The organism is Microbacterium sp. CIAB417 (genome assembly GCF_022788845.1).
The window spans coordinates 1-13576 of sequence record NZ_JAHZUT010000004.1 but is presented as its reverse complement, the minus strand read 5'-3'; the positions used below and the strand labels follow the sequence as shown (position 1 = coordinate 13576).

Sequence of the window (13576 nt, the reverse complement as noted above, 5' to 3'; positions counted from 1 at the left end):
AGCGGCCGAAAGGAGTCAGCACATGTACCGCATGACCATCGTCTACAGCCGCCCCGACGACGTCGCGGAGTTCCGTCGCTACTACGACGAGGTGCATATCCCCCTGGCGCGGAGGATGCAGGGACTCGCCGGCTGGAACCTGGTCTGGATCGACGATCCGGCCAGCGACGCCTGCCTGATCGCCGAGCTGTACACCGGGGACAAGGCCACCATGGACGCCATGCTCGCCTCGCCGGAGGGGCAGGCCGCGAACCAGGACCTGGAGAACTTCGTGACCGCCCCGGTCGCGTTCCTCACCGGATACGAAGAGCAGGTGGAGCTGTCATGACGACGCAGCTCACAGTCGCCGTGGTCGGTCTCGGGTTCGGTTCCGACTTCGTCCCGATCTATCTCAGCCACCCCGGAGTCGGCCGAGTCGTGCTGGTGGACTCGGCCGCGGACCGCCGCCGTTCCCTGGCGGCCGCCTACGGACTCGACGAGGGATACGACTCGCTCGACGAGGCGCTCCTCGATCCCGACGTGGACGCCGTGCATATCCTCACGCCGGTGTTCCTGCACACCGACATGGTCGTGGCCGCTCTGGGTGCCGGCAAGCATGTGGGCTGCGCCGTGCCGATGGCGACGAGCCTGGACGACCTGGAGCGCATCATCGCGGCGAAGGAGCGCTCTGGCCGCACCTACATGATGATGGAGACCACGGTCTTCGCCCGCGAGTACTTCGCCGTGCAAGGCATGATCGGGCGCGGCGAGTTCGGTGCGCTCACGCTCTATCGCGGATTCCACATCCAGAACCTCGACGGCTTCCCCTCCTACTGGCAGGGTTACCCGCCGATGCTCTACCTCACGCATGCGCTGGCGCCGATCCTCGCCCTCGAGCAGACCTCGGTCGCCTCGGTCTCCGCCCGCGGCGCCGGTACGCTCGCGGAGCATCGGCGCACCGGCGGGTTCGACAACCCGTTTCCCGCAGAGGTCGGCCTGTTCACGCTGCGCGACAGCGACGTCCTCGTGGACATCACGATGGCGTTCTTCCAGACGGCGCGCAGTTATGTCGAGGGGTTCAGCCTGTACGGCGAGCATCGCGGTGTGGAATGGCCCATCGACAACGAGGGCCCCCTGACGGTGTTCGACATGACGAGCCCTGACGAAGGCGGACGCGGCAATCGCGTCGCGGCGAGCGAGGTCGAGGCTCCCGAGGAGACGGAGCGGCTGCCCGTGCCGCTGCGCGGCTTCGTGCGGCCGAGTACGGTGCAGTTCGAGGGGATGCCCGAACCGGTCGCGGTGGGTGCGCATCACGGCGGCTCTCATCCCCATCTCGTGCACGAGTTCGTGACCAGCATCCTGGAGCAACGACCGCCGACCGTCGATGTGTACCGCGCCGCGGCATGGACCGCCCCCGGCATCTGCGCGCATGAGTCGGCTATGAACAGAGGGAAGCCGATCGACGTCCCCGATTACGAGTCGCGGCGAGGACGGTGACGGTCGTCACCAGACCGTGTACCCGCCGTCCGCGATCACGTCGGAACCCGTCATGAGGCTGGAGGCGTCGGAGGCGAGGAACAGGATCACCGACGCCACCTCGTCCGGCGTGCCCAGCCGCCCCATCGGCGTCCGCTCGCGCCAGATGACGCCGAGCTCGGGCTCGCGCTCGAGCAGCGCGGCGGTGAGATCCGTGGCGATGTATCCCGGCGACACGGAGTTCACGCGCACGCCGCGGTCGGCCCATTCCCCGGCGAGTGTCTTCGTCAGGTGCACGACACCGGCCTTGGCCGCGTTGTAGCTCACCTGCTTCTGCGGGAAGTTGCTCACGGTGCCGCTCATCGAGGCGATGTTCACGATGGCGCCGCGGCCGGCCTCCAGCATCCGCCGGCCGAAGGCCTGGCAGACGAAGAAGGTGCCTGACAGGTCGATGTCCACGACCTGCCGCCAGTCGGCGGCGGACATGTCCTCGGCGCTCGCCGAGCGCACGATCCCCGCCGCGTTGAGCACGACGTCGGGGGTGCCGAATCGGGCGACGACATCGGATGCCGCGGACTCCACGGCCCCGGCATCCGTCACATCGACCCGGAGGAAGACGGCGTCGAGGTCGGTATCCGTCATCTCCAGGTCGAGCACGACGACACGGCAACCCTGCTCGAGGAAGCGGCGGGCCGTCGCCAGGCCGATTCCGCGTCCTCCGCCCGTGATGACGACGAGTTTGCCGGCAAGGTCGCGATAGTTGGCGGACGTCATGCGGGTCTCCTCACTCCTGCGGCGCACGCGGCGGCGTCGCGCCGATGTCCGGAACCGGGGCGGTCCCCAGGTGCACCTCCAGGTCGTCGGCGCTCGGCGTCTTCGGTCGCCGGGCTGTCGGCCGGTCGAGATAGAACATGGCCGTGGAGGCGATGTCGTCGCGCAGCGGCAGGTAGCGCCATCCGCTGCGCCACCCGAGTGCCTGGATGTCCACCTTGGGGATGCCGGTGGAGAAGTGGATCGGATCCAGCAGGTGCCAGCGGTACATCCCGAAGCGCTGCTGGGACACGTACAACCCGTCAGGGCGGATCACCTGCGGCATCCCGAGGTACGGCGTCGAGTACGCGGTGTATCCCTGTCCGGGGATGTCGAAGTTCCAGGCGCCGCCGAAGTAGTCCTCGGTGCCCGTGCCGCAGATGGTGGGGTAGTCGGTGTCGTCGTCCAGATAGAACTTGATCTCGCCCTCGCCCCACCAGCCGTTCGCGTTCACGCCCCACGCGAGGTAGGTGCCGACGTACTGCCCCTGCCCCTCGATGCCCTCGAGGATGACGTGGGGTGTGCGATCCTCCAACGGGTTCGATCGCCGCCACTGCGCGTGGAAGTACGCCTGGTCCGAGTAGTCCCCGCCGATCTCGTACGTCACCTGGTAGTACACCCGCACGTCGACCACCGAGGTGTTCTCGAGCGTGAGGCGCGCCCCCTCGCGGAACGGCATCGGCCAGTACGAGTTGAACCCGCCGTGCGGGTTCGCCGCGATCGCCTGCGAGTCGACCTGGGCGAACACGCCCCAGCCGTTGCAGAAGAAGTCTCCGTAGGGCACTTCGACGGCCGGTTCCTCGGCGCCGTCCCAGTACGCCCGAAGCAGGAGCGTCCGCCAGTTGTCGGTGTGCGTGGTGATCCAGATGTGCGTGATCTTCCCGGCGCCCGGGATGTTCGCAAGCTCGAAGGTCTCGCCGGCCTTGACGTCCACGCTGGGCGAGATCTTCCACCCCGGTCCGAGATCGCGCGCGCAGGACGCTCCTGTCCCCTCGGTCGCGCGTCCGCCGCCCCCCGGCGAGCCGTCGAAGTTCTCGGGGGAGATGGATCGCGTCTGCACGGTGCGCAGAGCTGAAACCGAGGAGAGGTCGTTGGCGTTGGCCATGGCTGATTCACGTCCTTGTGTGTCATGTCGAGGCGTTCCGATCAATGTAATCGATTTCAGAAACTCTCGCCACCGTGCCGGCATCGCGATAGTGTGGCCCTGCCGGTTCGGGGGAAGGTGCAGATGGCCACGATCTACGATGTCGCGCAGCTCGCGGGGGTGTCCCCCGCGACGGTGTCGCGCGTCTTCAACGGCACGAGCGTGTCCGCTCCCAAGGCCGACGCCGTGCGCAAGGCGGCGAGGCAGCTGAAGTTCACGCCGAATCGCACGGCGCGGACCCTGCGGCGGCAGAGCAGCGAGGTCATCGGCCTGATCATCCCCGACATCGAGAACCCGTACTTCACCGAGATGGCGAGGGGCGTCGAGGACGTCGCCTCGGAGGCCGGGTACTCGGTGGTCCTGTGCAACTCGGATGCGCAGCTCGACAAGGAATCCACCTATCTGCAGATCGCGATCGCCGAGCACATGTCCGGTGTCATCATCGCGACGGCTTCCGAGCAGAGCAGCCTCGACGAGATCCTCGGGACAGGGCGACCCGTCGTCGCGGTCGACCGCAGCACCTCCTATGACATCGACGGCGTCGTGATGGCCAACCGCGCGGCCGGTGCCTCGGCGACCGAGGCGCTGCTCTCGGCCGGATATCGTCGCATCGCCTACATCGGCGGCCCCGAGCACATCGACACGGCCGCGGAACGGGCGGCGGGATGGCGCGACGCTCTGTCGACGGCGCAGCCGGACGCTCCGATCGACGAGCTCCTGCGCTTCGCCACCTTCCGCGTCGACGGCGGGCGCGCGGCGATGGAGGAGCTCCTGGCGCTCCCCGAGCCCCCGGATGCGGTCGTGGCCGGCAACAACCTCATCGGCGTGGGCGCCATCCAGGTGCTCACCGAGCATGGTCTGACCCCGCCGAAGCTCGGCGTCGCGGTGATCGGCTCCCTTCCCTTCACGACCCTGTCCCCCACAGCGGTCACGGTCGTGCGGCTCCCGGCCAGGCACATGGGCGTGACCGCCGCCAAGATGCTGCTGGAGCGCATCCATGGCGACGAGCAGCCGGCGCGCACCGTGGTGCTGCGCAACGAGCTCCAGGCCGCCAGCGCCGTCCGCTGAGCGGTCACGGCGCACCCCTCAGCCGCATCGCTTGCGGCTTGAAATCGATTTCGCGTACAGTGGCGGGGTACCCGGGATCGAGGAGGAGTGGGCATGGCCAGACGGGCACGCGGCATCCCGCACACGTCCGAGAGCACGGCCTTCCCGCTGGGCGGGATCGGCACGGGCAACGTCTCGCTCGGCGCCCGTGGCGAACTCCGGGACTGGGAGTTCGAGAACCTCCCCGACAAGGGGCGCCACAACCCGTACTCCTTCTTCGCGATCCATGCGCGCCCCGAGGGCGGGACATCGGTCACCCGGGTGCTGGAGGCGCGCGCGACGGGCCGGCACGACGCGGATGCCGGATATCCCTTCGACCGCCTCGCCGGTCTTCCCCGGCTGGCCTCTGCGACGCTGCACGGGGAGTACCCGATCGTCGACATCGACTTCGCCGACGACGATCTGCCGGTCGACGTCTCGCTGCGGGCGTTCACCCCGCTCGTGCCGCTGGACCCCGACTCCTCCGGCATCCCCGCCGCGGTCCTGCGCTACCGCGTCACCAACACCCAGGACGTCCCCGTCGCCGTCACGGTGGTCGGGAGCGTCTCGCACACCGCCGGCCGCGGCGACGGCCCCTGGGGCATGCGCGCCATGCAGACCGTGCGAGAGCGCGAGGAGGGCGAGATCCGGGGCCTCGACTTCGGGATCGACCTGCCCGAAGACGACCCGGGCTACGGCACGCTGAGTCTCACGACCACGGATGCCTCGGTCACCGTCAAGCCGCAGTGGGTGACGAGCTACTGGCCGGACGGCGCGCGTCTGTTCTGGAACGATCTCGTGGACGACGGGCTGCTGAGCCCGGAACCGCGGCTGACCCTCGAGGACCGCCCGCGCGGGCTGTTCGCCGAACTCGATGGGGAGGGGCAGGGGACGCTGACCGAGGAGCAGATGCTCGAGAAGCTCCCGCGGGTGCGCACCGGCTCGCTCGGCATCGTGCACGCGCTCGAGCCCGGCGAGAGCCGCGACTTCGCCTTCGTGCTGTCCTGGAGCTTCCCGAACCGGGTGCGCGGCTGGAAGGGGCACATCGTCTTCCAGGATCCGCACGCCGACGAAGTCGTGAAGAACCACTACGCGACCCTCTGGCCGGATGCCTGGACGGCCGCCGCATACCTGCACCGCGAGCTGCCGCGTCTCGAAGCCGCGACGGATGCCTTCGTCGAGGCCCTCTACGGCGGCACCCTCGACCCGGTGCTCGCGGACGCGGTCGGAGCGAACATCGCCGCCGCCCGGTCGACGACGTGCTTCATCGCGGAGTCGCCGACGCCGGAACTCGGCGAGGGCCCCGTGTTCGCGGCCTGGGAGGGCTCCTTCGATCACGCGGGGTCGTGCGAGGGGACCTGCACCCACGTGTGGTCGTACGCGCAGACCGTCGCCTGGCTCTTCCCGTCACTTGAACGCAGCGCCCGGCGCGCGGAGTTCCTGCTCGAGACCGGTGAGGACGGGGCGCAGAAGTTCCGCGGGAACCGGATCTTCGGCGGCCCCGCCTGGTTCATGGGTCCCGCCGTCGACGGCCAGCTCGGAACCTTCCTGCGGCTGCATCGGGAATGGCGTTTCAGCGGGGACGACGCGTTCCTGCGCGAGCTGTGGCCGGCTGCGGCCCGATCGCTGGACTACGCCGCGCGGGTCTGGGATCGTGACGGCGACGGTCTCCTGGACGGTGAACTGCACAACACCTACGACATCGAGTTCCACGGCACCGAGCCCCTCGCCAACGGCATGCTCCTGGCCGCGCTGCGCGCGGGCGTGCGAATGGCCGAGCATCTCGGGGACCCCGATCGTGCGACGGCATGGTCCGCGCGAGCCGACCGCGTCGCCGCGGCCATGGATGCGAAGCTCTGGAACGGCGAGTACTACCGCCAGGTCATCGCCGACCCGGACGAGCATCGCTATCAGTACGGCGACGGCGTGCTCTCCGACCAGCTGCTCGGTCAGTTCCACGCCTTCGTCAACGGGCTGGGGCATCTGCTCCCGCCCGAGCGCGTCGGATCGGCGCTCGCCGCGATCGTCGCGCACAACCATCGCGCCGACCTCACCCGGCACGAGAGCACGCAGCGCGTCTACGCGCTGAACGACGAGGGCGGTCTGCTGCTCGCCTCCTGGCCGCACGGCGGGCGCCCCGCCATCCCCTTCGTCTATTCGGACGAGGTGTGGACGGGCGTCGAGCATCAGGTCGCGGCATCCCTGCTCTTCGCCGGACGCGAAGCCGACGCGCTGACGATCGAACGATCCCTGCGCGCGCGGTACGACGGTGCGCACCGGAGTCCCTGGAACGAGATCGAATGCGGCAATCACTATGCGCGATCACTGGCGTCCTGGGCGCTCCTGCTCGGCGCCTCGGGCGCGCAGTGGGATGCACCGTCGAAGGCCCTGGGCTTCGCTCCGGTCGGACCCGGCCCTTTCCGATCCCTGTTCACGACGGGCACCGGATGGGGAACGGTCGAGGTCGACGACCGCGAGATCACCCTGCGCGTGCTCGGCGGCGGACTCGACCTCGATCGCCTCGAGCTCCGCGGAGAGCCCGTCACCCGCGGCATCCGCCTGGCGGCCGGCGATCCGCGCACCGCTTCACTGACCATCACCCACAACGGAGAACCATCATGAGCTACACCCTTCCGGCCCCGGCGACCCGCCCGGCATCCGCCCCGCAGACCGCCTACCTCATCACCTCGGGCGATCTGCGCGAGTCCGCGAACGTCGCCGGCTGGCCCGTGCAGGAGGCGACCGAGGCCGCCGTGACCCGCGCCTTCGAGGACCTGGGCTGGACCGTCATCCGCCCGTTCGGAGTCGACCCCGCCACCGGCCACGGCTACATCTCGAGCCAGCGGATGGGCATGGAGGTCTTCAAGAACATCCCCGTCGACGCACCGCTCGTCGTCGCCACCGCCAACTGGCAGTACTCGCACCACGTGCTCGCGGGCCTGCGCACGCACCAGGGCCCCATCCTCACGACGGCGAACTTCGCGCCGGACTGGCCGGGCCTCGTGGGGCTCCTCGGCCTCAACGCGGGCCTGACGAAGATGGGCAAGCCCTACTCGACGATCTGGTCGGTCGACTTCACCGATGACTGGTTCACGCAGGGCCTGCGCGAATGGACCGAGACCGGCACCATCACACATGACGCCTCCCACGTGCGCGCGTTGCCCGCGCTGCCCGACTCCCCGGAGAAGGAGCTCGGCGAGGCGCTGGCCGCCGAGCTCCTGGCCGACAAGGCGATCATCGGCGTGTTCGACGAAGGCTGCATGGGCATGTACAACGCGATCTTCGATGACGAGCTGCTCAACCGTACCGGCATCTACAAGGAGCGCCTGTCGCAGTCGGCGCTCTACGCCGAGATGCTGAACGTCACGGATGCCGAGGCCGACGCCGCCTACGACTGGCTCATCGACCGCGGCATGACCTTCCGATACGGGACGGACGCCGCGACCGAGCTCACCCGCGACCAGGTGCAATGGCAGCTGAAGATGTACATCGCGGCGCTGCGCATCGCGGACGACTTCGGCCTGGACGCCGTGGGCATCCAGTACCAGCAGGGGTTGAAGGACCTCGTCCCGGCATCCGACCTCGCCGAAGGCATCCTGAACTCGACCGAGCGTCCTCCGGTGACCTCGCGCGACGGCTCCCGCGTGCTGCACGACGGGCGCGCGTTTCCGCACTTCAACGAGGCGGACGAGGGCGTCGCGGTCGACGCACTGGTCACCGACCGGGTGTGGCGCGCCATGGGCCTCGTGCCGGACAACACGCTGCACGACGTGCGGTGGGGCGAGGAGTACGACGGGCGGTTCGTCTGGGTCTACGAGATCTCCGGCTCGGTGCCGGCCTCGCATCTCGGCGGATGGGACAAGGCCGAGGGATGGCGTCAGGGGCACGTGTTCTTCCCCGCCGGCGGAGCCACGATCAACGGGGTGTCGAAGCCGGGTGAGGTCGTGCTGTCGCGCGTCTTCATCGCCGACGGCGTGCTGCAGGCCGACGTGTTCCGCGGCTCGGTGATCGAGCTGCCGGAGGAGGAGACGCAGCGCCGCAAGGACGCCACGAACCCGGAGTGGCCCATCGCGCACGTCGTGCTGCACGGTCAGAGCCGCGATCAGTTCATGGCCCGCCACAAGGCCAACCACGCGCAGCTCGTCTACGCTCCGGATGCCGCCACCGCCGACAAGGCGCTCATCGCGAAGGCGGCGATGTTCGCCGGCATGGGGATCCGGGTCAACCTCGTGGGAGACGTCGCGATCTGACATCCGACGCGACCGGCAGCAGGCCGTCCACCAGGGCGTCGACGATGTCGTCCGTCGAGGTGCCCGGATCGATCGACGAGGTGAGGCGGTCGAGCAGCAGCCCGTCGATCGCGTAATGGAACAGGGCGATCTCGCGTGCACCGCCGGGAAGGCCGGCCGCCTCGTTGAACGCGACGTCGGCGGCGAAGCCCGTGCGCAGCCACGCCGACATGGTGTCGGCGAGCTCGGGGCGGCGCGCCGACTCCAGACGCAGTTCGAACAGAGCCAGCGTGACCTCGCGCTGCGTCGACAGGCGCCGCACGATGTCGCGGAGGTACTCGCCGAACAGCTCGCGGCCGGGCTCCTGCGCGGCCGCGAGCTCGAGGTCCTCCGGCGTCGGCGCGAGGCGGGAGCCGATGCGCTCGAACAGCCCGGCGATCAGCGCCTCGCGGCTTCGGAAGTAGTTGGACGCCGTCCCGATCGGCACACCCGCCCGCTCGTCGATCGCGCGATGCGTGAGCCCGCGCGATCCCTCGCTCGCCAGGACGGCGATGCCGGCATCCGCCAGCGCCGCGCGCCGTGCCTCGTTCTTCGCCATGACAGCACACTAGCGCAACCACTGCACCTGTTGTAGTCTCTAACCACTGCACCTGTTGTGATTGGAGATCTTATGCGCGAACTGACCTACTACGTGGCGGTGACCCTCGACGGCTTCATCGCCGGACCCGCCGGCGAGTTCGACTTCCTCCTCGCCGAAGGAGATCATCGGGACCTCATCAACGATCGGTTCCACCAGACGATCCCGACGTCGTTCAGCGAGGCCCTCGGCATCCCCACCGACGGCGACCTGTTCGACACCGTCCTGATGGGATGGAACACCTACGCCGTCGGCCTCCCGCAGATGCCGAGCCCGTACCGGCATCTGCGCCAGGTGGTCTTCACGAGCCGCGGACCGGAGCCCGTGGACGGCGTCGAGTTCACCGACCGCGACCCCGTCGAGACGGTGCGCGAGCTCAAGGCCGAGGAGGGCGCCGGGATCTGGCTCTGCGGAGGCGGTGCGCTCGCCGCGACGCTGGCCGACGAGATCGACCGGCTCGTGCTGAAGATCAACCCGGTGCTGGTGGGCGACGGCATCCCCCTGTTCGGGAAGCGCGCCTACGCTCCGGCTGCGCTCGAGCGCACCGCGACGACCGCCTTCGAATCCGGAGTGGTGCTGGCCGAGTACGCGAGGCCCCGGACCGCGCGCTGAGCAGGCGCTCCGACGGACGCGAAGCGGGGCGGGAAGGCCGAAACCTCCCCGCCCCGCTTCTCGCGTCGACGGCCTACTCGCGGGCGAGCGCCGCCTGGGCCTCCAGCTCGAGGTCGAGGTACTGCTCTTCGCTCACGTCGATGCCGACGCCGAGCAGCTTCCCTCCCGTGAACGGGAAGCCGTCGGAGTACTGTCCACTGACCGCGTCGCCGCTGTCATACCCGATGCACAGGCCGTCACCGGCCAGCGTGAACTTGCCGACCTGAGCGCGCATCGGCCCCTCCGCGACCACCTGATCGTCCACATAGAGCTTCGCGGTGCCCAGGGACTCGCCGTGCTCGCCGGCGCCGTCGCGGATGAACTCCACCCCGAGCGCGTGCTTGCCCGGTGTCAGCTCGCCCGAGGTGAACGTCTGCTCCGGCGGGATGCCGAGGAAGTTGTACACATAGGTCAGCCGGTTGTCCTTGATGAACAGCGAATGGCCGCCGAACCGCGATCCGTGCGCGAAGAGCACGCCTTCGGCGCCGTCCTCGATGTCGACGTCGGCGATGATCTTGTACGAGCGGCCGCGGACGTTGACGGCGATGCTCTCGGCGACAGCCGTCGTGTCCGGGTAATAGATGTACCTCGTGCGCGGAGCCTCGTCCTGCGGGCGATCGATCGTGAGCTGGTCCCGCGCCGAACGGTCGTCCAGGGGCAGAACGTGATTCTTCTCCGCCTCCTCGAACCAGGCGTCGATGAGCTCCTGCAGCTTCTCCGGATGCTCGGCCGCGAGATCCTTCGACTCCGAACGGTCGGTCTCGACGTGGTACAGCTCCCAGCGGTCCTCGTCGAAACGTCCATGTCCGGTCAACGGCGCGTGGATGGCGGCGGCCTTCCAGCCGTCCTTCCAGATGCCGCGGGTGCCGAGCATGGCGTAGTACTGCACGGTCTTGTGGGTGGGGCCGTCCGGCGCCGCGTCGAAGGAGTACTTCATCGACACGCCGTCGAGCGGTCGCTGCTCGACCCCGCGGAACGTCGACGGCATCTCGATGCCGATGACGTCGAGGATCGTCGCGACGATGTCCGTCGAGTGATGGTACTGGTGACGCACCTCGCCCTTGGCCGAGATCCCGGCCGGCCAATGGACGATCATCGGATCGCACGTACCGCCGGAGAACTGCGAGTAGCGCTTGAACATCTGGAACGGGGTCGAGAACGCCGCCGCCCATCCGGTGGGGTAGTGGTTGTACGTCTCCGGTCCGCCGAGGACCCCGATCTTGTCCAGGTTCTCCTTCAGATCGTCCGGGAAGCCGTTGAAGAACTTGTTCTCGTTGACGGACCCGTCCGGAGACCCTTCGCCGGAAGCGCCGTTGTCCGCGCAGTAGAAGATGAGCGTGTTCTCGAGCTGCCCGGTCTCCTCGAGGTAGTCGATGATCCGGCCGATCTGCGCGTCGGTGTACTCGCTGAACCCGGCGAACACCTCGGCCATCCGGCTGAACAGGCGCTTCTCGTCATCCGACAGCGAGTCCCATGGCTTGACGTAGTCGGCGTCATTGGCCTGGTCCTCGGGCATCGGATTGAACGGCGTGAGCGCCGTCCCTTCCGGGACGATGCCGCGCTCGATCATGCGCTCCAGCACCCAGGTGCGGTAGGCGTCGTAGCCGTCGTCGAACGCGCCCTTGTACTTGTCGATGTACTCCTTCGGCGCATGGTGCGGAGCGTGATTCGCCCCGGGGCAGAACCACGTGTACCAGGGCTTCGACGGGTTCGAGGCGTTCTGATCGCGCAGCATCCGGATGGTCTGGTCGGCGAGGTCCTTCGAGAGGTGGTAGCCGTCCTCCGGTGAGTACGGGGGCTCGATGAAGTGATTGTCCTCGACGAGGTCGGGGTACCAGTTGTTCGTCTCGCCGCCGAGGAAGCCGTAGAAGCGGTCGAAGCCCTGCGAGAGAGGCCAGTACTGCTTGCTGCCGCCTGTGGAGATGTCCTGCTCGGGCACGTTGTGGTTCTTGCCGATCCAGAACGTCGAGTACCCGTTCTTCTGGAGGATCTGGCCGATCGTGGCGCATTCCTCGGGGATCTGACCGGAGAAGCCGGGGAACCCGTTGGTGCCCTCCATGATGTTCCCCATCCCGTTCGCGTGATGGTTACGGCCCGTGAGGAACGTCGAGCGCGTGGGCGAGCACAGGGCTGTCGTGTGCCATTGGGTGTAGGTGAGCCCGTTCTCGGCGAGCCGGTCGAGAGTCGGCATGTTGATGCGACCGCCGTAGGGCGACCACGATGCCATGCCCGTGTCGTCGTAGAGGATCACCAGGATGTTGGGCGCGCCCTCCGGCGCGTGCGGCGTCTCGTACGGCGCCCAGTCCGCGACCGAGTCGCGAACATCGAGTGCGATCCTTCCAGCGAATTCCTTGGCCATCAGCTGCCCTCCGATCTCCGGCGCGCAGAACCGCGCACGTGCGTCTCACGCTAACTGCGAGGCCTTCGAGGGCACCAGGGGTTCACCCGGATCGGGTTAGGGAGAAATCACTGCAGGGCCCCGGACCTGCGGCGAGGCTACGGTGGGACCGTGACGACACACGACCAGGTCCTGATCGACGGCGGCACGTTCCTCATGGGATCGGACGAGTTCTACCCGGACGAGCGCCCCGTGCACGAGCGTGAGGTCGCGCCGTTCCTCATCGATCGGTACGAGGTGACCAACGCGCAGTACGCCGCGTTCGTCGACGCCACCGGCTACGTCACGGTCGCCGAGCGCGAGCTCGACCCGGCGGCCTTCCCGGGGGCCGATGCCGCCGACCTCGTTCCCGGGTCGATGGTCTTCACTCCGACGTCCGGCCCCGTCGATCTGCGCAATTGGCGCAACTGGTGGCGCTGGCAGCCCGGAGCATCCTGGCGTCGGCCGTTCGGGCCGGACTCGTCCATCGACGATCGCCTGCAGCATCCCGTCGTGCACATCGCCTTCGAAGACGCCGTGGCCTACGCCGAGTGGGCGGGACTGCGCCTGCCCACCGAGGCCGAGCACGAGTTCGCGGCCCGCGGCGGGCTGGAGGGGGCGAGGTTCGCCTGGGGCGACGAGCCCTATCCGAACGGCGTCGCCCAGGCCAACTCCTGGCTGGGGCGCTTCCCCTACGACAACCAGGGCGTGGGGGATGCCGCGCCCGTCGGTTCCTATCCGGCCAACGGATACGGACTGTACGACATGATCGGCAACGTCTGGGAGTGGACGAGCGACTACTACACGCCGCGGCACCTGCGTCTGTCTGACAAGCCCGTGGACGCCGGCAAGCGCGCGAACCTTCTCGCGGCGGCCAGTGCCCAGGAGGGGTTCCCGGCGATTCCTCGGCGCGTGCTCAAGGGCGGATCGCAGCTGTGCTCGCCGGACTACTGCCTGCGTTTCCGGCCTGCGGCGCGCTCGCCGCAGGCGGAGGACACCGGGATGAGCCACATCGGCTTCCGCTGCGCGCGCGACGCTCCCGTTCGTTGAGCGAGGACGGCGCAGCTGACCCCCCTCGTTCGTTGAGCGAGGACGGCGCAGCCGGCCGAGTCGAAACGGGTGACGTACCGATGCCCTTCGGCGAGACCGCGTTTCGACTCGCTTCGCTCGCTCAACGAGCGGAGGGA

11 protein-coding genes are annotated in these 13576 nt (G+C 68.6%); 7 read left to right on the top strand and 4 right to left on the bottom strand.

The genetic code is table 11. The features are described from left to right. Nucleotides 1–22: 22 nt before the first annotated feature. Nucleotides 23–328, top strand: coding sequence for an EthD family reductase (locus tag KYX17_RS17470; RefSeq protein ID WP_243228236.1), 306 nt, complete (start codon nucleotides 23–25; stop codon nucleotides 326–328). After that, nucleotides 325–1476 (top strand): Gfo/Idh/MocA family protein, encoded by a 1152-nt coding sequence (locus KYX17_RS17465; RefSeq protein ID WP_243228235.1) that lies wholly within the window; start codon nucleotides 325–327, stop codon nucleotides 1474–1476. The genes KYX17_RS17470 and KYX17_RS17465 overlap by 4 nt, the downstream gene beginning before the upstream one ends. A gap of 6 nt (nucleotides 1477–1482) precedes the next feature. On the opposite strand, the gene KYX17_RS17460 is transcribed toward KYX17_RS17465, so the two are convergent. Both KYX17_RS17460 and KYX17_RS17455 read right to left on the bottom strand, forming a co-directional pair. After that, the gene (locus tag KYX17_RS17460) at nucleotides 1483–2229 is read right to left on the bottom strand and encodes an SDR family NAD(P)-dependent oxidoreductase (protein ID WP_243228234.1); all 747 of its coding nucleotides are present in this window, start codon (nucleotides 2227–2229) and stop codon (nucleotides 1483–1485) included. Nucleotides 2230–2239: 10 nt separating this feature from the next. Further along, nucleotides 2240–3370 carry a glycoside hydrolase family 172 protein gene (locus tag KYX17_RS17455; RefSeq protein WP_243228233.1) on the bottom strand — a complete coding sequence of 377 codons (1131 nt, stop codon included), beginning with the start codon at nucleotides 3368–3370 and terminating at the stop codon, nucleotides 2240–2242. A gap of 123 nt (nucleotides 3371–3493) precedes the next feature. Between KYX17_RS17455 and KYX17_RS17450 the strand changes: the two genes are divergently transcribed. From KYX17_RS17450 to KYX17_RS17440, 3 genes are all read left to right on the top strand, one after another. Beyond that, nucleotides 3494–4477, top strand: a complete 984-nt coding sequence (locus KYX17_RS17450; protein ID WP_243228232.1) for a LacI family DNA-binding transcriptional regulator — start codon at nucleotides 3494–3496, stop codon at nucleotides 4475–4477. A gap of 93 nt (nucleotides 4478–4570) precedes the next feature. Further along, on the top strand, nucleotides 4571–7117 hold the full coding sequence (locus tag KYX17_RS17445) for a GH116 family glycosyl-hydrolase (RefSeq protein ID WP_243228231.1): 2547 nt from the start codon (nucleotides 4571–4573) through the stop codon (nucleotides 7115–7117). Then, on the top strand, nucleotides 7114–8745 hold the full coding sequence (locus KYX17_RS17440) for a fucose isomerase (protein WP_243228230.1): 1632 nt from the start codon (nucleotides 7114–7116) through the stop codon (nucleotides 8743–8745). Before KYX17_RS17445 ends, KYX17_RS17440 begins: the two co-directional genes overlap by 4 nt. On the opposite strand, the gene KYX17_RS17435 is transcribed toward KYX17_RS17440, so the two are convergent. Then, a complete protein-coding gene (locus KYX17_RS17435; RefSeq protein ID WP_243228229.1) occupies nucleotides 8717–9322 on the bottom strand; it encodes a TetR/AcrR family transcriptional regulator in 606 nt (201 codons plus the stop codon). The genes KYX17_RS17440 and KYX17_RS17435 overlap by 29 nt on opposite strands. Before the next feature lie 72 nt (nucleotides 9323–9394). On the opposite strand from KYX17_RS17435, the gene KYX17_RS17430 reads away from it, so the two are divergent. Continuing rightward, nucleotides 9395–9973 carry a dihydrofolate reductase family protein gene (locus KYX17_RS17430; protein WP_243228228.1) on the top strand — a complete coding sequence of 193 codons (579 nt, stop codon included), beginning with the start codon at nucleotides 9395–9397 and terminating at the stop codon, nucleotides 9971–9973. A 73-nt stretch (nucleotides 9974–10046) separates the two neighbouring features. Here KYX17_RS17430 and KYX17_RS17425 read toward each other — a convergent pair whose 3' ends face one another. After that, the gene (locus KYX17_RS17425; RefSeq protein WP_243228227.1) at nucleotides 10047–12371 is read right to left on the bottom strand and encodes an arylsulfatase; all 2325 of its coding nucleotides are present in this window, start codon (nucleotides 12369–12371) and stop codon (nucleotides 10047–10049) included. Nucleotides 12372–12521: 150 nt separating this feature from the next. On the opposite strand from KYX17_RS17425, the gene KYX17_RS17420 reads away from it, so the two are divergent. Then, nucleotides 12522–13439, top strand: a complete 918-nt coding sequence (locus tag KYX17_RS17420) for a formylglycine-generating enzyme family protein (protein ID WP_308220909.1) — start codon at nucleotides 12522–12524, stop codon at nucleotides 13437–13439. Nucleotides 13440–13576 lie beyond the last annotated feature (137 nt).

Coding starts and splice junctions, on each gene's coding strand:
- KYX17_RS17460 (WP_243228234.1), bottom strand. CDS start 2,229: ATGACGTCCGCCAACTATCGCGACCTTGCCGGCAAACTCGTCGTCATC.
- KYX17_RS17435 (WP_243228229.1), bottom strand. CDS start 9,322: ATGGCGAAGAACGAGGCACGGCGCGCGGCGCTGGCGGATGCCGGCATC.
- KYX17_RS17440 (WP_243228230.1), top strand. CDS start 7,114: ATGAGCTACACCCTTCCGGCCCCGGCGACCCGCCCGGCATCCGCCCCG.
- KYX17_RS17430 (WP_243228228.1), top strand. CDS start 9,395: ATGCGCGAACTGACCTACTACGTGGCGGTGACCCTCGACGGCTTCATC.
- KYX17_RS17470 (WP_243228236.1), top strand. CDS start 23: ATGTACCGCATGACCATCGTCTACAGCCGCCCCGACGACGTCGCGGAG.
- KYX17_RS17445 (WP_243228231.1), top strand. CDS start 4,571: ATGGCCAGACGGGCACGCGGCATCCCGCACACGTCCGAGAGCACGGCC.
- KYX17_RS17425 (WP_243228227.1), bottom strand. CDS start 12,371: ATGGCCAAGGAATTCGCTGGAAGGATCGCACTCGATGTTCGCGACTCG.
- KYX17_RS17450 (WP_243228232.1), top strand. CDS start 3,494: ATGGCCACGATCTACGATGTCGCGCAGCTCGCGGGGGTGTCCCCCGCG.
- KYX17_RS17455 (WP_243228233.1), bottom strand. CDS start 3,370: ATGGCCAACGCCAACGACCTCTCCTCGGTTTCAGCTCTGCGCACCGTG.
- KYX17_RS17465 (WP_243228235.1), top strand. CDS start 325: ATGACGACGCAGCTCACAGTCGCCGTGGTCGGTCTCGGGTTCGGTTCC.